At 62.6% G+C, this 18,497-nt stretch carries 17 protein-coding genes; 4 read left to right on the forward strand and 13 right to left on the reverse strand.

The genetic code is table 11. From position 1 onward, the window contains the following. Positions 1 to 511 precede the first annotated feature (511 nt). Positions 512 to 2,455, forward strand: a complete 1,944-nt coding sequence (locus LJE98_RS09445) for a M23 family metallopeptidase (RefSeq protein WP_229574970.1) — start codon at positions 512 to 514, stop codon at positions 2,453 to 2,455. Between the two features lie 80 nt (positions 2,456 to 2,535). On the opposite strand, the gene clpB is transcribed toward LJE98_RS09445, so the two are convergent. From clpB to LJE98_RS09480, 7 genes are all read right to left on the reverse strand, one after another. After that, a complete protein-coding gene (gene clpB / locus LJE98_RS09450) occupies positions 2,536 to 5,139 on the reverse strand; it encodes an ATP-dependent chaperone ClpB (protein ID WP_229574971.1) in 2,604 nt (867 codons plus the stop codon). Positions 5,140 to 5,347: 208 nt separating this feature from the next. Next, positions 5,348 to 6,127, reverse strand: a complete 780-nt coding sequence (locus LJE98_RS09455; protein ID WP_229574972.1) for a DUF4167 domain-containing protein — start codon at positions 6,125 to 6,127, stop codon at positions 5,348 to 5,350. A gap of 331 nt (positions 6,128 to 6,458) precedes the next feature. Next, positions 6,459 to 7,334, reverse strand: a complete 876-nt coding sequence (prmC, locus tag LJE98_RS09460; protein WP_229574973.1) for a peptide chain release factor N(5)-glutamine methyltransferase — start codon at positions 7,332 to 7,334, stop codon at positions 6,459 to 6,461. Then, the gene (gene prfA, locus LJE98_RS09465; protein WP_229574974.1) at positions 7,331 to 8,410 is read right to left on the reverse strand and encodes a peptide chain release factor 1; all 1,080 of its coding nucleotides are present in this window, start codon (positions 8,408 to 8,410) and stop codon (positions 7,331 to 7,333) included. The genes prmC and prfA overlap by 4 nt, the downstream gene beginning before the upstream one ends. Before the next feature lie 26 nt (positions 8,411 to 8,436). Then, entirely contained in the window at positions 8,437 to 10,704 is a 2,268-nt protein-coding gene (gene ptsP / locus LJE98_RS09470) for a phosphoenolpyruvate--protein phosphotransferase (protein ID WP_229574975.1), read from the reverse strand. 87 nt (positions 10,705 to 10,791) lie between these two features. Continuing rightward, complete coding sequence (locus tag LJE98_RS09475; protein WP_229574976.1) at positions 10,792 to 12,066, reverse strand: aspartate kinase; 1,275 nt, start codon at positions 12,064 to 12,066, stop codon at positions 10,792 to 10,794. Between the two features lie 257 nt (positions 12,067 to 12,323). Next, positions 12,324 to 12,899: an SH3 domain-containing protein gene (locus tag LJE98_RS09480; RefSeq protein WP_229574977.1), complete on the reverse strand. Its 576-nt coding sequence runs from the start codon at positions 12,897 to 12,899 to the stop codon at positions 12,324 to 12,326. A gap of 165 nt (positions 12,900 to 13,064) precedes the next feature. Between LJE98_RS09480 and ubiG the strand changes: the two genes are divergently transcribed. After that, entirely contained in the window at positions 13,065 to 13,820 is a 756-nt protein-coding gene (gene ubiG / locus LJE98_RS09485) for a bifunctional 2-polyprenyl-6-hydroxyphenol methylase/3-demethylubiquinol 3-O-methyltransferase UbiG (protein ID WP_229574978.1), read from the forward strand. Beyond that, the gene (locus LJE98_RS09490; protein ID WP_229574979.1) at positions 13,817 to 14,368 is read left to right on the forward strand and encodes a DUF924 family protein; all 552 of its coding nucleotides are present in this window, start codon (positions 13,817 to 13,819) and stop codon (positions 14,366 to 14,368) included. The genes ubiG and LJE98_RS09490 overlap by 4 nt, the downstream gene beginning before the upstream one ends. 6 nt (positions 14,369 to 14,374) lie before the next feature. Here LJE98_RS09490 and LJE98_RS09495 read toward each other — a convergent pair whose 3' ends face one another. The 5 genes from LJE98_RS09495 to LJE98_RS09515 are packed head-to-tail and all read right to left on the reverse strand — an operon-like array spanning position 14,375 to position 17,329. After that, positions 14,375 to 14,959 carry a DUF3291 domain-containing protein gene (locus LJE98_RS09495; protein ID WP_229574980.1) on the reverse strand — a complete coding sequence of 195 codons (585 nt, stop codon included), beginning with the start codon at positions 14,957 to 14,959 and terminating at the stop codon, positions 14,375 to 14,377. Next, positions 14,956 to 15,384: a DUF1178 family protein gene (locus LJE98_RS09500; protein ID WP_229574981.1), complete on the reverse strand. Its 429-nt coding sequence runs from the start codon at positions 15,382 to 15,384 to the stop codon at positions 14,956 to 14,958. The genes LJE98_RS09495 and LJE98_RS09500 overlap by 4 nt, the downstream gene beginning before the upstream one ends. After that, the gene (locus tag LJE98_RS09505; RefSeq protein ID WP_229574982.1) at positions 15,381 to 16,238 is read right to left on the reverse strand and encodes a carbon-nitrogen hydrolase family protein; all 858 of its coding nucleotides are present in this window, start codon (positions 16,236 to 16,238) and stop codon (positions 15,381 to 15,383) included. The genes LJE98_RS09500 and LJE98_RS09505 overlap by 4 nt, the downstream gene beginning before the upstream one ends. A 13-nt stretch (positions 16,239 to 16,251) precedes the next feature. Further along, positions 16,252 to 16,506, reverse strand: coding sequence for a glutaredoxin 3 (gene grxC, locus LJE98_RS09510; RefSeq protein WP_229574983.1), 255 nt, complete (start codon positions 16,504 to 16,506; stop codon positions 16,252 to 16,254). Between the two features lie 46 nt (positions 16,507 to 16,552). Next, positions 16,553 to 17,329 carry a ComF family protein gene (locus tag LJE98_RS09515; protein WP_229574984.1) on the reverse strand — a complete coding sequence of 259 codons (777 nt, stop codon included), beginning with the start codon at positions 17,327 to 17,329 and terminating at the stop codon, positions 16,553 to 16,555. Positions 17,330 to 17,410: 81 nt separating this feature from the next. On the opposite strand from LJE98_RS09515, the gene LJE98_RS09520 reads away from it, so the two are divergent. Next, a complete protein-coding gene (locus LJE98_RS09520) occupies positions 17,411 to 18,289 on the forward strand; it encodes a methyltransferase domain-containing protein (protein WP_229574985.1) in 879 nt (292 codons plus the stop codon). Between the two features lie 16 nt (positions 18,290 to 18,305). On the opposite strand, the gene LJE98_RS09525 is transcribed toward LJE98_RS09520, so the two are convergent. Then, entirely contained in the window at positions 18,306 to 18,479 is a 174-nt protein-coding gene (locus LJE98_RS09525) for a Flp family type IVb pilin (protein ID WP_229574986.1), read from the reverse strand. Positions 18,480 to 18,497: the final 18 nt, after the last annotated feature.

Genomic DNA, 18,497 nt, shown 5'->3' on the forward strand with positions numbered 1-18,497 from the left:
GTCAATAATCCAATCCCGCCCAACCCAAGTCGGGCAAAAAAACCAGCGTCTCAGCCAATTTTCAGAGATTTTCAAGAACGAAGGACTTCGTCGCTAGCAGCGCCGCCGCCCTCGTCAGTGAGCGGATGTATAGATTCGCTTCTCCAACCAGTCAACAGGCTTCTCCGATAAAATTTCAGAAAAGCGACAAGGCATTGAAAAAATGTAGTTTTTCTATTCGCCCCTGTTTTGCGTTCAGAATTCGGCTGCCAAACAGCGCTTTGCTCACGCACCAACCGGCCCTCTTGCCCCTTGCGGGAGAGGCCTTGCGGCATCCCTTACATGCGTGCGGGCGCGCGTGCCGCGCTAATTCCTTATTTGGCTGATCTGAAGGGGCTCTCCTCCCCGCCGATTTGACGGGTTGGTCCAAAACATGAGACATGAGCAGCGTGATCCAGTTCATCGACAGGCCGGGGCCCAGCCCCGACGCCGCATCAAGCAATATGGACAGCAAGACGGGCAGCAAATCGGAATGACGACAGACCGTGACCTGATGCGTTCGCTCGGTGGCGAGCCTCCGATCCTGGCGGATGGACTTCGGGCGCCCGATCGCCGTGAAATCTCGTTGCGCTGGCTCTCGGGCACCTTCCTGACGGGCATCACCTCCTGCATCCTGATGGGTGTGGCCCTGTTTGCCGCGCTCGACGGGCGCCAGCAGCTCGCCATCCCCGCGGAAGCCTTTGCCCTCACCCCGCCGGATGATGCGACCACCCCGGCAGACGACACGGTTCGCGGGGCGCGCATCTTCGCACCGAAAATTGCGGCCCGACCCGTCGACAAGGCGATCCTCGACGTTCCCACCGTCTTCAAGGATGGCGAGCGCGAGGTGGTTCGCAAATTGCCCTTTGCCCATGTGAAGATGGTGCTTGCCGCCGACTACGCCAATCAGGAGCGCTATCCGAAGTTCGATCCTCTTGCGATCTTTGCCACGGACGAGGCCACGCCGTCCGTCGCCAATCGCACCGGTTCGCTTTACGGCTCCGACGTCGAATCCGAAGTCATCCTCAAGTCGAGCCCCTTCCCCACCGTTCCGGACAAGCCGCTCGTCGGCGAGATGACCTTTGACGAGGTCGAGGAAAACGTGCGTTCGAACGGCTCGGTCCTCACCGATGGCGACATCCAGGTCGCCGCGCTCTACTACATCGACCCCCGCCGCTTCGACACCGAAGACACCGGCCTCGATCTCGCCGTCGGCCTCTCTGCCCGTATCCTCGAAGAAAACATGAGTGTGGCCGAAGCGGAAATCATCACGCCGATGACCCCGGAATATGCCGACGACATTCTGCCGGCGCGCCGCCCCCAGTCGGTGGTGAGCCTGATGACGGCAGCCGGCTATCCGGAATCCAAGGCCGAGGATGTCGCCGAAGCTCTGGCGCCCTTCATGAAGGAGGAGGAGCTCACCGAAGGCGACATCATCCGGGTCGGGCTCCTCCAGCGCGGCGAGGAGGTCCGGCTGGTTCGCTTCTCGCTCTACCACCGCACGGATCATATCGCGACACTCGCCGTGAACGATGTCGGCCGGCTGGTCGAGGGCGCGGAGCCGCCGCAACTCGACGCGATCTCGGGTGCTTTCGACAGCTCGCAGCCGGCCATGATGTCGGGCCGCGACCTGCCGCGTGTTTATGACGGGATCTACCGTGCGGCGCTTTCCTATGGAATGAACCAGGATCTCACCGCCCAGGTCGTCCGCCTGCTCGCAGCCAATGTCGACTTCCAGGCGCAGCTCAAGCCGTCCGACATGCTCGAAGCCGTGTTTTCGGTCACGGACGACGAGGGCCGGGCGACCGACGATAGCGAACTCCTCTATGTGCGGGCACGGTTCGGCGACACGATCACCCAGTTCTATCGCTTCCAGGACCCGCAGGACGGTTCGATCGATTTCTTCGACGAAAACGGCAAGTCGATCCGCCAGTTCCTTTTGCGCAATCCCGTTCCGAACGGCCGCTTCACCTCGGGCTTCGGCATGCGCCGTCACCCGATCCTCGGTTATTCGCGCATGCATACCGGCGTCGACTGGGCGGCCCCCCGTGGCACGCCGATCATTGCCTCGGGCAACGGCACCGTTGAAAAGGCCGGCTGGGCCTCCGGCTATGGCAACCAGACCATGATCCGCCATGCCAATGGGTACGTCACCTCCTACAACCACCAGAGCGGCATCGCCAAGGGCATCACGCCCGGCGCCAAGGTGAAGCAGGGCCAGGTCATCGGCTATGTCGGCTCGACCGGCTCCTCGACCGGTTCACACCTGCATTACGAGCTGATCGTCAATGGCACCAAGGTGGATGCGATGAAGGTCCGTCTGCCGGGCGGCAAGGCCCTGGATGGGCCGGTGCTCGCCGCCTTCCAGCAGGAGAGGCAGCGCATCGACACGATGCTGCAGTCGGGCGGTCGCCCCGCCCAGGTTGCGAGCCGCTGAGGCAAAAGACAGCCCCATCAAGCCAACGCAAAACGGCGGCCCCAAGGACCGCCGTTTTTTCATTCTGCCCGGAAGCTCCGTTAGGCTGCGGCACTCACCGGAGCCTTGGGCGTGATCAGCAGCCGGTCGCTGCCCGCTTCGATCGTAACCTCGCATCCGTCCAGCACCTGACCCGAGAGGATCTGTTCGGCAAGCGGATCCTGGAGATATTTCTGGATCACCCGCTTCAAGGGTCGTGCCCCGTAGACCGGGTCATAACCCTTGTCGGCGAGCCAGGCACGCGCATCCGGCGTGAGATCGATGCGGATCTTGCGCTCCGAAAGCAGGGACAAGAGCCGCTTCATCTGGATATCCACAATCGCCCCCATTTCCGTCCTGCGCAGACGATGGAAGAGGATGATCTCGTCGACACGATTGAGGAATTCCGGCCGGAACGAGGCCTTGACCACGTCCATGACCTGATCGCGCACCTGATCGACATCCTGATCCTCGCCGAGACCGGTCAGATAATCGGCCCCGAGATTGGAGGTCATGATGATGATCGTGTTCTTGAAGTCGATGGTGCGGCCCTGTCCGTCGGTGAGGCGCCCGTCGTCGAGCACCTGCAGGAGAACGTTGAAAACGTCGGGATGCGCCTTCTCGATCTCGTCGAACAGCACGACCTGGTAGGGCTTGCGCCGCACCGCTTCGGTCAGCGCCCCGCCTTCCTCGTAACCGACATAACCCGGAGGCGCTCCGATCAGCCGGGCGACCGAGTGCTTCTCCATGTATTCGGACATGTCGAGGCGAACCATGGCCGACTCGTCATCGAACAGGAACCGCGCCAGCGACTTCGTGAGCTCGGTCTTGCCGACGCCGGTTGGACCGAGGAAGATGAACGAGCCGATCGGCCGGTTCGGATCCTGCAGGCCGGCGCGGGCGCGGCGGACCGCACGCGAAACCGCCTGCACGGCATCCCCCTGGCCGACAACGGACTTGGCCAGATCGTCTTCCATCCTGAGCAGCTTCTCACGCTCGCCTTCCAGCATCTTGTCGACCGGAATGCCGGTCCAGCGGGATACGACATGGGCGATGCCGTCGGGGGTGACGACTTCCTGGACCATGTTGCCGGGGCCGGACCCGTCCTGCGCTTCCGCCTCCACCAGTTCCTTCTCGAGCTTCGGGATCATGCCATAGGCGAGTTCACCGGCCCGCTGGAATTCGCCCTGACGCTGCGCGATCGCAAGTTCGTTCCGGGCTTCGTCCAGCTGGCGCTTGAGGTCTGCGGCAAGGCCCAGCTTCTGCTTTTCCGCCTGCCAGCGGGCCGTCAGGGCGTCGGCTTCTTCCTCAAGCGAGGTCAGTTCGGTGTCGAGCCGGGTCAGCCGGTCGGCAGACGCTGCATCTGTCTCCTTCTTCAGCGCCTCGCGCTCGATCTTCAGCTGCATGATGCGACGGTCGAGTTCGTCGAGTTCCTCCGGCTTGCTGTCCACCTGCATGCGCAGCCGCGATGCCGCCTCGTCCATCAGATCGATGGCCTTGTCGGGCAAAAACCGGTCGGTGATGTAGCGGTTCGACAATGTGGCTGCCGCGACAAGGGCCGAATCCGAGATCCGCACCTTGTGATGCTGCTCGTATTTCTCCTTCAGGCCGCGCAGGATCGAGATCGTATCCTCGACATTGGGCTCGTTGACCATGACCGGCTGGAAGCGCCGGGCGAGCGCCGCATCTTTCTCGACATGCTTGCGGTATTCGTCGAGCGTGGTCGCCCCGACGCAATGCAGCTCGCCGCGCGCAAGCGCCGGCTTCAGCAGGTTGGAGGCATCCATCGCGCCATCGGCCTTGCCGGCACCGACCAGCGTGTGCATCTCGTCGATGAACAGGATGATCTCGCCGTTTTCGGACTGGACCTCGTTCAGCACGGCCTTCAGACGTTCCTCGAACTCGCCGCGATACTTTGCACCAGCGATAAGCGCGCCCATATCGAGCGCCATCAGCTTCTTGTCTTTCAGGCTTTCCGGCACGTCGCCGTTGACGATGCGCAAGGCAAGGCCCTCGGCAATCGCCGTCTTGCCGACGCCGGGTTCACCGATCAGGACAGGGTTGTTCTTGGTCCGGCGCGACAGGACCTGGATCGTGCGACGGATCTCGTCGTCTCGGCCGATCACAGGATCGAGGCGACCTTCGCGTGCCTCCTCGGTCAGGTCGCGCGCATATTTCTTCAGCGCGTCGAAACCGGCCTCGGCATTGGCACCATCGGCGGTTCGGCCCTTGCGGATCTCGTTGATCACCTGGTTCAGCGCATTCGCCGTCACGCCCCCCTTCTTCAAGGAGGCCGATGTCGAGGCGGAGGATTCGATCGCAAGCGCGAGCAGCAGGCGCTCGACCGTGACGAAGCTGTCACCGGCCTTCTTTGCAGCGTCTTCTGCCGTCGAAAACACCTTGGCGAGTGGCTGGGCCAGATAGACCTGTCCATTGCCGCCAGACACCTTGGGAAGCTTGGCAAGAGCCGTATCATTGGCGATCCGCACGGCCTTGGCATCGCCACCGGCACGGCTGATCAGCGAAGACGCCATGCCCTGTTCGTCATCGAGCAGAACCTTCAGCACATGTTCCGGCGTGAATTGCTGGTGCCCTTCCGACAGGGCATGGGTCTGCGCGGATTGCAGAAAACCGCGCACGCGTTCGGAATATTTCTCGATATTCATCGTCACTCTCCCTTGTCTCCGCCCTGCCCGCATTCGGCACAGGTCGGATGGTGTGGATGAGGCCCCCGCTGGCGGCGGACCCCGGAGCGCTTACCGCTCCCTCAAACGAGATATGGGAGCGCGATTTTGCCCTTTAAAGAGGCAGTTAAACGAAAAACTCCGGGCCAGAGCCCGGAGTTTTGCAATCGTCAAATCGAGCCGGAAAAGCTCATTCGGTATCAACCTCGGCGAGAACGGGGGCTTCGCCACCTTCGCCGTTTCCACCAGTCTCTCCGCCAGCGTCACCACCTTCGTCGCTACCCGCGGCGCGGCGCGGTTGACGGCGCGGACGGTTGCCAGCGGTGCGGCGTCGCGGCTGGCGTTCGCCACCGGCGTCTGCTGCGCTTTCGGCAGCGGCGGCTGCAGCTTCCACCGGCATGTCCTCGATGACGGGCTGCGGGCCCGAGCCGGCGATTTCCGGCTGCGGCTGCGGCTCTGGCTGACGTTGCGGCCGGTTCTGCTGCTGCGGACGGTTCTGCTGTTGCGGGCGGGGCTGCTGCTGCGGCGCCTGCTGGTTCCCGCGATCACCACCACGATCACCATTCTGACCGGTGTTTTCGTCCGAGCCGTCGAAATCCTCGCCGTCGCGCTCGTTATAGTCCTGGCGGTCGTCACGGTCCTCGCCGCCATCGCGGTCGTCGCGCTGGAAACGCTCCTGCATCTGCGCCTGGGCAGCCGCGATGATGCGGTTGTAGTGCTCGGCATGCTGCAGGTAGTTTTCCGCCATGACGCGATCACCTGCGCTTTGCGCGTCGCGTGCCAAAGTCGAATACTTCTCGGCAACGTGCTGAGCGGTACCGCGGATTTTCACATCGGGGCCGGAGCTGTCATAGGTCCGGGTAAGCGGGTTCTGGCCTTTGCGGTTGAAATTGTTGTTTCCACCGCCGCCGCCACCGCCGCTATTGTTGTTACGCCCCCGACCACGCTTGTTCTGCTGTCCTGGCCTCATAGATGCTTCACCTGAATGTCTTTGTTGTGCTGATAAAGGGCAACGTCATTGGCTCTGGTTGAACCGGACCAAGTCTATGCGCGCCGCCGACAGACCGCGCTCTCGCCTTGCTCGCCGCTGGTGAAAGTCGAGTTTACTGAGCTACGCATCGGTCCTGTCGTGCTTCGCGGAGTTCGAAAGCGAACCTTTTTCGAAGCCGGCCCAGTCGTGAACGAATCTTCGTTCTTTCCCCGCCGCCCGTTGCGTGCCCGCAAACTATTACGCTTCATCCGGAAATCCAAGCCTTTTTCTGGCTTTCCGGCAATTATCCTTAGCAACCGCAGCAAACCGGCTAATCAAGCCTTGGCGCAAACACCAGGACGCGGTCATTGCCACCATAGTCCCGACGCTCCTCGAGAAGAGAAAACCCAGCCCCTTCAAAGATTTGCACGACGTCGTCCCGCTGGTCGAAACCGATTTCCAGACCGACCAGCCCATGATCCTCGAGATGGTCTCGCGCCTCTGCCGCTATGCAACGATAGGCCTCCAGGCCGTCCGGTCCCCCGTCCAGCGCGGCCATCGGATCGAAATTTGCGACTTCCGGCTCCAGACCCGTCACCACATCACTCCGGATGTAGGGCGGGTTGGAGACGATGATGTCGAAACGCTCCGGTGTTTGGTCGAACCAGGGGCCGAGCCGCGTGGCGAAACGCGATCCGAGCCCGTTGCGCTCGGCATTTCCGGTCGCCGTCCTCAGCGCATCCTGGGAAATATCGATGCCAAGAGCATCGGCTTGCGGACATTCATGCAGCAATGCCAGGGCGATTGCTCCGGTTCCCGTGCCGAGATCCACGATATGCGGCTTCAAACCTTTGGTCACCATATCGAGAAGTTGTGGCAAGATCACGTCAACCAGGATCTCCGTATCCGGACGTGGCTCCAGGGTCCCGGCGGAAAGTGCCAGATCGAGACCGTAGAATTCGCGCCGGCCGAGAATTCGGTGCACTGGTTCATGCCGGATCCGGCGCGTGATGGCGTCTTCCACCTGTGCCACTGTGTCGGGCGCTACCGGTCTGTCGCCTTCGAGAAGCAGCGCGGTCGGACGAATGTCGAGAAGGCCACAGACCAGCACCCTGGCATCTGTTGCTGGATCGCCAAGTCCGGCCGCCTCGAAACGCCGGCGCGCATCAGCAATCAGGGATCGGGCGGAAGGCACAGCCCCGCTCACTGGGCCTCACCCAGCTGCGCAAGCTGGCCGGCCTGATAGTCGGAAATCAGCGCATCGAGCATTTCATCAAGATCGCCTTCGATCATCCGGTCGAGCTTGTAGAGCGTCAGGTTGATCCGATGGTCCGTCACTCGCCCCTGCGGGAAGTTATAGGTGCGAATTCGCTCCGAACGGTCCCCCGAGCCGACCTGGCTCTTGCGGTTCGCAGACCGCTCGCTGTCCACCTTTTGCCGCTCGATGTCGTAGAGCCGGGAGCGCAGCACCTGCATCGCCTTGGCGCGGTTCTGGTGCTGCGATTTTTCCGAGGACGTCACGATCAGCCCCGTCGGCAGGTGCGTGATGCGCACGGCCGAGTCCGTCGTGTTGACGTGCTGTCCACCCGCGCCAGATGCACGCATCGTATCGATGCGGATATCCTCGGGCTTGATCTCGATGTCGATATCTTCGGCTTCCGGCAGAACCGCGACGGTGGCGGCCGACGTGTGAATACGCCCGCTCGCTTCCGTCTCCGGCACGCGCTGCACGCGGTGCACACCGGATTCGAACTTCAGCTTGGAGAACACGCCCCGCCCGCTGATCGTCGCAATGATTTCCTTGTAGCCGCCGGCTTCGCCCTCGCTCGCGGAGAGCACGTCCACCTTCCAGCCCTTGGTCGAGGCGAAACGCTCATACATGCGGAAGAGATCGCCGGCAAAGAGCGCCGCTTCTGATCCGCCCGTGCCCGCGCGGATTTCGAGGATTGCGCTCTTTTCGTCGGCAGCGTCCTTCGGCAGAAGCAAAATCTGCATCTCGTTTTCGAGCGCCTCGATCCGCGTCTCCAGCTCCGGCAGCTCCATTTCGGCCAGATCGCGCATCTCGCGATCGGTCGTCCTGTCGGCCAGCATGGCGCGCAGATCCCCCGCCTCGTCCATCGCGGACTGGTATTCGCGGATCTTTTTCACCACGGGCTCGAGTTCGGAATATTCCGATGCGAGCTTCACATAGACGTCGGCCGCCGGACCCGCCGACATTCGCGCCTCGATCTCGCCGAACCGGCGTTCGAGCTCGCGCATTTTTTCGACAGGAAGCTTCGCCACCCTTTACTCCAGGTCAGTCGTCGGTCTCAGACGGGGATCTTGTTCACTTCCGCATGGCGGACAAGCAGGTCGCGCACTGACACGCCCGGGGTGTCGTCGTCAAGCGCAGCCGTCAGGACCTCCGTCAGCTGGCCGACGTCGAGGCCGAGCAACATTGCCTTGACCGGACCGATCGCCGTCGGTGACATCGAGATCGAGCGGAAGCCGATTCCGAGCAGTGCCATGGCCGAAAGAGGCTTCGAGGCCATCTCGCCGCACAGCGTCACGGGCGTCTTGTTCCGCTCGCCGGCACGAACGATGTCGCGTAGAATGCGAAGGAAAGGCCGCCCGAGCACATCGAAACGATCGGATACCCGCGCATTGCCCCGGTCGACCGCCATGGCGAACTGGAACAGGTCGTTCGAACCGACAGACACGAAATCGACCTCGTCCATCAGCTCGTCGAGCTGCCAGAGGAGCGCCGGCACTTCCAGCATGGCCCCGAACTGCAGCTTCTTGGGCAGCTGATGACCGAACTTCGAGATGTGCTGGATCTCCTTCTGCATCAGCTCGCGCACCTGCCGGATCTCCGAAACTTCGGTCACCATCGGCAGCATCATCTTAAGCTCGACGCCGGAGGCCGCCTTGAGCAGTGCGCGCAGCTGTGTCCGCAACAGCCCCGGACGATCGAGCGACAGGCGGATCGCCCGCCAGCCAAGCGCCGGGTTCTCTTCTTCCTGGGACCGGAAATAGGGGACGACCTTGTCACCGCCGATATCGAGCGTGCGGAATGTCACCGGACGGCCGGCGGCCTGCTTCAAGACATTGCGATAGAAGCTCTCCTGTTCCTCGCCCTTCGGCATGGTCGAAGAGATCATGAACTGCAGTTCGGTTCGGAAGAGCCCGATCCCGTCGGCACCGGAATCTGCAAGCTGTGGCAGATCGACCAGAAGGCCGGCATTCATCTGCAGTTTGATCCGATGTCCGTCCTTCGTCAGCGGTTCGACGTCGCGCAGCGCCCGGAACTGTTCCTGCCGCTTGGCCCGGAGCTTGACCTTTTCCTCATAGGCCCGCTGCAGGTCCGCCACGGGACGGACATGCACCTTGCCGTCGTCACCGTCGATGATGGCAGGATCGCCATTTTCAGCCAGCGCCACCGCCCCCGCCGCCTGACCGACGACCGCAATGCCCATGGCCCGCGCAACGATGACGACATGGCTTGTGACAGCGCCCTCCTCGAGCACGAGGCCGCGCAGGTTGGCGCGCGGATAATCCAGAAGTTCCGCCGCACCCATCGCACGGGCAAAGACGATGGCGTCGTTCGGGAAACCTTCAGCCGCGCTGTGCGGCGAAAACCCGGTCAACTGGCGCAGCAACCGGTTCGCAAGATCGTCGAAATCATGCATGCGCTCGCGCAGGTAAGGATCCGTCAGGCGCATCATGCGCGCCTTGGTGTCGCTCTGCACCTTCTCGACAGCCGCCTCCGCCGTCAGGCCATTGTGGATAGCCTCTTCCATGCGCCGCACCCAACCCTGGTCATGGGCAAACATGCGGTAGGTCTCCAGGACGTCGCGGTGCTCGCCCTCCATGGAGATTTCGCGCCGCGACAGCATGTCGTCGATCGAGATCCTGAGCGAGCCCAGCGCATCGGCCAGCCTGCGGATTTCCTTCTCACTGTCTTCGTTGAGGAGATTGGTGACGACGATGCGAGGCTCGTGCAGCACCACGTAACCGAGGCCGATGCCTTCGGAATAGCTGTCACCCTCGATCGAGACGGGCCGGGTCAGGTCGAGCTCCAGCCCCGGCCGGGTGATCTTCTTCAATTCGCCGGTGGCGATCATCTCGGCGAGCACCATCGCTGTCGTTTCCAGCGCTTCGAGCTCGTCCTCGCGATAATTGCGTTGCGCCTTGTTCTGCACGACAAGGACGCCAAGGCTTCGCCCGGCCCGCAGGATCGGCACGCCGAGGAAGGAATGGTAGATCTCTTCGCCGGTTTCCGGCAGGTAGCGGAAGGCCGGATGCGCCTGGGCATCCGAAAGATTGAGCGACTGGGCCGAAGCCGCGATCGTGCCGACCAGACCCTGGCCCATCTTCAGCTGGGCAAGGTGCACCGCATCCTTGTTCAGACCTTCGGTCGCATAAAGTTCGAGGACGCCGTCCGAGCGGAGAACATAGGCGGAGCACACCTCTGCGACCATGTTGTTCGCGATCTGGCGAACGATCCGGTCCAGTCGCTCCTGCGGCTCGAGCGGCTCCGCCATCAGTTCGCGCAGCCGCTTGAGCAGGACGCGGGGACCCGCAGAAAGGTCTCTCATCGCGTTTTTGCTCCACTTCCCATTGGTCAGCGGATTGTTACCCTTGCCTTTTCAGGGGGTCGGGTCACGCGTGTCCGCTCTCAGGAATCAATTCTTATCCAGACCGTAGCAGGAATGCAAAGTCCGAACAGCGAGCTCGGCATAGGGGCCATCGATCAGGATGGAGATCTTGATCTCCGAGGTCGTGATCGCCTTGATGTTGATGCCCTTGTCCGCCAGCGCCCTGAATGCGGTTGCCGCGACGCCTGCATGGCTGCGCATGCCGATGCCGATGACGGAAACCTTGACGAGACCCTTCTCGCTCTGGACGACGTCGAAACCGATCTTCTCCTTGTTGGAGCCGAGAACGGCGAGCGCCTTGTCCACGTCACCGGAGGGAACCGTGAAGGTCATGTCGGTCTTGGAACCGTCTTCCGAGATGTTCTGGACGATCATGTCGACATTGATGTGGGATTCGGCGAGCGGTCCGAAGATCGCGGCCGACACACCCGGCCGGTCGGCCAGTCGGCGCAGCGAAATCTGGGCTTCATCCTTGGCATAGGCAATACCGGTGACGACTTCCTGTTCCACGATCTCTTCCTCATCACAAATCAGCGTACCGGGCGGGTTCAACAGATCGCCCATGCCCGGTGCATCGGGATCTTCAAAGCTGGAGCGCACGAAGGTGCGAACCTTGTGCACCATGGCGAGCTCGACGGAACGGACCTGAAGAACTTTGGCGCCGAGCGAGGCCATTTCGAGCATTTCCTCGAAAGCGATCTTCTTCAGGCGCCGCGCCTTCGGCTCGATGCGCGGATCGGTCGTGTAGACGCCGTCGACGTCGGTATAGATGTCGCAGCGATCGGCCTTCACACCGGCGGCAATCGCGACGGCCGAGGTATCCGAGCCACCGCGACCGAGCGTCGCGATGCGATTGTCAGGACCGATGCCCTGGAAACCTGCAACGACGGCGACCTGGCCCTCGCCCATGCGGCGGATGATGTCGGCGCCGTCGATCTCCTGGATGCGGGCCGCGCCATGAGCGTTGTCGGTCTTGATCGGGATCTGCCAGCCTTGCCAGGACCGGGCATTGACGCCCATCGACTGGAGTGCAATGGCGAGCAACCCGGATGTCACCTGTTCGCCCGATGCGACGATGGCATCATATTCGCGCGCATCGTAGAACGGCGAGTCGGCACCGGCCACCTTCGGCATGGTCTGAACCCAGTCGACCAGCTCATTGGTCTTGCCCGACATCGCCGAGACGACCACGGCCACTTCGTGACCCGCATCCACTTCGCGTTTCACATGACGCGCGACGTTATAGATGCGATCCAGATTGGCGACGGATGTCCCGCCGAACTTCATGACGATGCGAGCCATAGACTTGAACCATATGCCCTTGAAAGACGCCGGAACTCCGGCACGAAAACGATCGCCTGGGCACAAAGCCGCAAGCTGGCCGGGCTTTTAGTCTATCTGGCCGAGGGGCGCAACGGCCACTTGCCCCCCAAACGGTACGGCGTGGCCGGCATTTTTGTCTTGCAGATCGGCATGGTGAAGGCGGCCCGCTCGAGACGCGGGCATAAGAAAAGGGGGCCATGGGGCCCCCTCGAAAGTTCAAGCTGGCTGTCAGGATGTCAGCGGCAGGCGCTGGGATCCCGCTCGCAACGCTCCCGCATCATGCGAAAGACAGGATGCCGGTCCCGATCGTCCTGCGGCTCAAAGTCTCGGCGGACGCGGCGATCATCCTCGCGTCCGCGCCGATCGCTTTCTGCACGGCGGTCACGATCGCGATCCCCGTCCCGGCGATCGTCACCATCCCGCCAGCGATCACGATCGCGGTAGAAAGGGCGCCCGCGATAATGGTCATCCCAATAGCGGCCGATACTGAAGGTCACGGTCGGAATGCCGAGCGGCCGGTAATACTGTGGCCCGACGCTGACGCGGCGCTGCGAATAGGTGGTCTGCAGATAGGAACCCGAGACCCAGCCACGATAGCCGGCGAACGCCACATCGCACCAGTTGGCACTGGACATGCAGCCGCGGATGTCGACACGACTGCCTGCGGGCACAACAATGACGGCAGGATAACGTGTGCTCGGCCCTGACCGCATGTTGACATTGGCTGTCGAGAAGGCGACGGCCGCTTCGGCCACCGCCGGCAGCGCCCCCGCAGAGACGGCAAACGCTGCGATGAACCACATTCTTTTCATGATCTTCGATCTCCTTTCACCGCCAGCCGGCCAGGGCTGCGATTCACGCCTCAACGTTTGGCCTCGATGGAGGTTCCTCGAGCAGTTGTCACTGCGACGTCCCTGCCCTTGACTTTGCAAGCCATCGGGACGACTTCATGGCCAATCGTTGCAGGAGGTTCCGTCATGAGTGCAGAGGCACGCACCACCATCGATCAGGCCGAAGTCGACCGCTTTTCCGCCATGGCCGCGGAATGGTGGGATCCGACCGGCAAGTTCAAGCCGCTGCACAAGATCAATCCGGTTCGCCTCGCCTATATCAGGGACAAGGTGGTCGAGCATTACGGCCGCGACCTGCGAAGCGCCCGTCCGCTTGAGGGATTGCGCGTGCTGGACATTGGTTGCGGCGGCGGCCTTCTGTCCGAGCCCGTCGCCCGCATGGGCGCGAGCGTGCTCGGTGCCGATGCCTCGGAGAAGAACATCAAGATCGCCATGACCCACTCCGCCCAGAGCGGCGTGGAAGTCGACTATCGGGCCGTGACGGCAGAGGAACTGGCAGCCCAGGGCGAGACCTTTGACATCGTACTGAATATGGAAGTCGTCGAACACGTCGCGGATGTGGATTTCTTCCTTTCGACCTGCGCTTCCATGGTCCGGCCCGGCGGCCTCATGCTGGTCTCCACAATCAACCGCACGCTGAAGGCAGCCGCCCTCGCCATCGTCGGCGCCGAATATGTGCTCCGCTGGCTGCCCCGTGGCACCCATCAGTACGAGAAGCTGGTGCGACCCGAGGAAATCGAGCGTCCGCTCTCGGCAAGCGGCATGCAGATCATCGAGCGCAAGGGCGTCTTCTTCAATCCGCTGCAGAACCAGTGGAACCTCTCGGCCGATATCGACGTGAACTACATGATGCTCGCCAGCCGTCCGGGGGACGCAGCATGAGTTCGCCGCAATCCGTTGTCGACTTCTGGAAGCAGGCAGGCCGGCAGAAGTGGTTCTCCAAGGATGATGCGTTCGACACGAGCATTCGCGAGGCCTTCGAGCGCCTGCATTTTCGCGCCGCCCGCAACGAACTCGCCGACTGGATGAACACGCCGCAGGGCGCTCTGGCCCTCATAATCCTGCTTGATCAGTTTCCACGCAATCTGTTCCGAAACTCGGGGCATGCCTTCGCCACCGATCCATTGGCTCTGTCATTGGCCCGGCGAGCGATTGAACTCGGCCATGACGCGGCAACAGAGCCGGACCTTGCCGCCTTCTTCTATCTGCCTTTCGAGCATGCCGAAGATCTCGCAGAGCAGGAACGGAGCGTAGTTCTGTTCAAGGCGCTAGCGGAGAGGGGCGGGCCGGAAGACTATCTCGATTATGCGGTCACGCACCGTGACGTCATCGCCCGGTTCGGGCGTTTCCCCCACCGAAATGCCGCCCTTGGCCGGACGACGACACCGGACGAGCAGGCCTTTCTGGACGGTGGTGGCTTCCAGGGCTAACCGGTCTTAGACGGGCAGCTTGAGGACTGCATCAAGCAGCCCGCCTTGCGCCGCTACATTCCCCGCTGCCAACTGCTTGACCAATGAACGGTCGACTGCCGTCGGCATACGGTGCGGACCGTAAGGTTCCTTGAAGGTGAAACACTGCGGTCCGCTGCCGTGGTCAACGAGCATCTCCAGCCGCTCGACCCCGTCCTTCCATTCCGGTCGCTGGCCTGCAGGCACCCAAAAGAGCACCATCGGCGGCCATTCCTGCACCACGTTCCAGTGCCTTGCATGCTTGAGAGCGTCCGCATGCACGCCGGTATATGTGAAAGCCATCAAACTCTCGAGATCCCGCCAGAGCGAGAGCTGCGAGACGCCGGCACCACCGCTGTGCTGGGACAAGAAGCGCGGAAAGACGAGCTGCCCCCAGCTACGAGGCCCGGGAACGCCCTGATATCCGGACCGCGCGATAAAACCGGGTGCCCGCTCTGCTGCCGCAAAATTCAAGGGCTCTCGCAGAGCGAAGCCGCGCACCGCAACGCTCTCTGAACTGTCGACATGAATGCCGAAATTGTAGACCGCCAGATGATGGGAGCCCGCCGTCAATTCACATCATCAGGCAAGACCGGCAGCGGCGCGATCTCGATGCCTTCCTCGATCAGCGACTTCACCTCCACTGGCGAGGCCTGGCCGATGATCCCCCGGGCTTCCGTTTCCCCGTAGTGGATCTTGCGAGCCTCCTCGGGAAACTTCTCGCCCACATCCTCGCTGCTTGCGCGGATTTCGCGGATGGCGTCCTTGAGCTTCACCAAGGCCTGCTTCTGCGCTGTCGACACCGCCAGCGCCTGGGTGTCTTCCTTCTGCCGCGCCGTGGAAACCGCAGGCGCCATCAGCACCTTGGACACGTCCGCGGATCCGCAGACGGGACAGGTCAGGTAACCCGATGCCTTCTGCCGGTCGAAATCGGCGCTTTCCGAAAACCAGCCCTCGAATTCATGCGCCTTCTCGCAGCTGAGCGAATAGCGGATCAAACCGTGACGCCTCCCTTGGCGAGGACTGGCGCGATATCGAGCTGGAAGTCGCGGCCGTTCTTGAGGTTCGGAATTTTCGCCCGGCAGGTCTTGACCGCCTCGAGATCGATCTCGGCCACCACCACGTCTTCGCCCGAACCGCCGGCAGCCGCCAGCACCTTGCCCCAGGGATCGACGATCATCGAATGCCCGAAGGTCTCGCGGCCGTCTTCATGCACGCCCGCCTGGGCGGCCGAGATGACATAGGCGCCGTTCTCGATCGCCCGCGCCCGAAGCAGGATCTCCCAATGCGCTTCGCCGGTCTGTTTGGTGAAGGCCGCCGGCGTGGTCAGGATTTCGGCACCGGCCATGGCTTCGGCCCGGAACAGATGCGGGAAGCGCACGTCGTAACAGACACCGAAGCCGAGCTTGGCGAAGGGCAGGTCCGCAACAACGGCCCGCTCGCCGGGACGATAGACAGAGCTTTCGCGCCAGCTCTCGCCATTGTCGAGATCGACGTCGAACATGTGGATCTTGTCGTAGAATGTGATCTTCTTTCCGTCGGGTCCGAACAGGAAGGCCCGATTGGCGATCTTGCCATCGGCAAGCTTGATGGCGGTCGAACCGACATGCAGATGGATGCCGCGCTCCTTGGCGAGCTCCGAAGCCTTTTGGACGATGAGATCCGTCTCCTCGTCGCGCAGCACGGCGGCAAGACCGGCACGATCCTTCTGCACCGCGCCCGTCATTTCAGGCGTCTGAACATAGATCGCCCCGCGACGAGCGGCCTCGCGCACGAGCCGTGCCATGCTTTCGGCATTCTTCTCCGGATCGATCCCGGAGCACATCTGGACGGCGGCAGCCTTGAACACCATGAACAATCAGTCCTTACTTTGCGAGAAGCGGATCGAGCTTGCCGGCCCGATCGAGTGCATGCAGGTCGTCGCAGCCACCGACATGCCGGCTGCCGATGAAGATCTGCGGGAAAGTATTGCGGCCGGACTTGGCGATCATTTCCTCACGCAGATCCGGCTTGCCTGTCGCGTCATGCTCGACATAGGCGACGCCTTTGCTGTCGAGCAGGGCCTTGGCGCTGGCGCAGTAGCCGCAGAATTGCCGTGTGTAGATCGTGACGTCAGCCATGAAGTTCTCCGCCGGAAAGCGTCGGGTAGATAGGGGGTTGATCCCCTCATATAGGCCCGGTGAGTGCCCTTGCAAAGGTCAAAACAGTGACATCCGCAGCGCCTGCCTTTTTCAGGGCAGTCGTTGCGGCACTCACTGTCGCTCCCGTCGTGTAGACATCGTCGACCAACACGATCCGCTTGCCGAAAACGAGATCCTCTCTGCCCTCCGGCACACCGAAGGCGCCCCGCACATTCAGCGACCGCTGGTTCGCCGTCAGCCCCACCTGCTGGCGGGTCCGTTTGCGCCGCACCAGCGCCTCAGCCAAGAAGGGCTTGCCGGATTGCGCGGACAGATGTCGGGCGAGTTCCGCCGACTGATTGAACATCCGCCGGAATATCCGCATCCGATGCAGCGGCACGGCGACGATCGCGTCCGCTTCGGCCACCTCGGCCGAGGCCGCCCTTAACATCCAGCCCGCCATCATCGGCGCCAGGTCCACCCTGTCGCGATATTTGAGGCCATGCACGAGGTGCCGCGCCACCCCTTCATGCAAAGCCACGGATCGCAACCGGTCGAAGACCGGCGGATGGGCCATCGCCTGCGGCGACACCATGCCCTCGCCCGGGTCATGCGCGAAAGGCAGACCGAGAACAGGACAATAGGGCTTCTCGATCAGCCGCATCTCGCCCCAGCAGCGTGGGCAGAGCGCGTGGTGGCTGGCCACATGGATGTGGCAATGGGCGCAGGCCGGTGGATAGATGACATGAAACAAGCCACGCAGCACCGCTCCGGCACGATACCGGCTGACGGATGCAGATTTCTGCACTAAGTGAGCCCACATGCATCGACTTTACGCCCACGTCGGCGTTCAGCCAATGCGGGAAATCTTGTGAGAGCCCTGCCGAAAACCGGGAATGCCGCCATGAATGACCTGTTCGACGAAGCCCTGATCGCCCGCAACCGCGCCCGAGCGCTCGCCCGCAACGCCCCTGGCAGCGATTTTCTGCTGGACCTGACCGCGCGCGAACTCGCCGATCGGCTGGCCCTGGTCGAGCGCCGCTTCGAGGACGCCGTCGAACTTTTCGGTGGAACCGGTCTTGCGGCAAAGGCAGCGTTGGCGACGGGCAAGATCGAGCGGCTGCGCCGGATCGAAACCGATGCGGCCTTCGGCGAGGACGGGCAGGCTGTGGCCGTCGCGAATTACGAGAGCGTTCCGCTCGAGGCGCAATCGGTGAACCTCATTCTCTCGCCGCTGGCGTTGCATCTGACCAATGACACACCCGGGGTGCTGATCCAGATGCGCCGCGCCCTCAAGCCCGATGGCCTGCTTCTGGCCGCGATCCCCGGAGCAGGAACGCTGACGGAACTCCGGGAAGTCATGCTGGCGGCGGAAACGGAGATCTATGGCGGTGCGAGCCCCCGCGTCGTGCCCTTCGCCGATATCCGCGATGTCGGCTCACTCCTCCAGCGTGCCGGCTTCGCGCTTCCCGTCATCGACGAGGAAACCTTCACCGTGCGCTACGATCATATCTTCGCCCTGATGCGGGATCTGAAAGCCATGGGCATGGCGAACCCGCTGCAGGGCCGCAGCCGCCGCCCGGTTTCCCGCCGCTTCTTCCTCAGGGCGGCCGAACTTTATGCCGAGCGATTTTCCGACCCGGACGGCCGCATCCGCGCCACCTTCGCGATCATCTTCGTTTCGGGATGGGCACCGCATGAAAGCCAGCAGAAGCCGCTGAAGCCCGGCTCGGCCAAGATGCGCCTCGCCGACGCTCTCGACCCAACCAGGCGCACCACGTGATCGAGCCGCGCTCGGATTACTTTCCGGCGTTGGTGACTTCAGTCCCGACGGTGTTGAAGGTTCCCATCAACGCGCCCGTGAAGGCGCCGTAGCCGCTGATCAGAGCGACGCTCATGATCGCGGCAATCAGGCCGTATTCAATGGCCGTGGCCCCACGAAGGTCCGAGAGCAATTGGCGGAAAAGGCGCATTCTCACCCCCTCGTTGAT

The organism is Rhizobium sp. 'Codium 1', from assembly GCF_020889605.1.
Lineage (GTDB): Bacteria > Pseudomonadota > Alphaproteobacteria > Rhizobiales > Rhizobiaceae > Allorhizobium > Allorhizobium algae.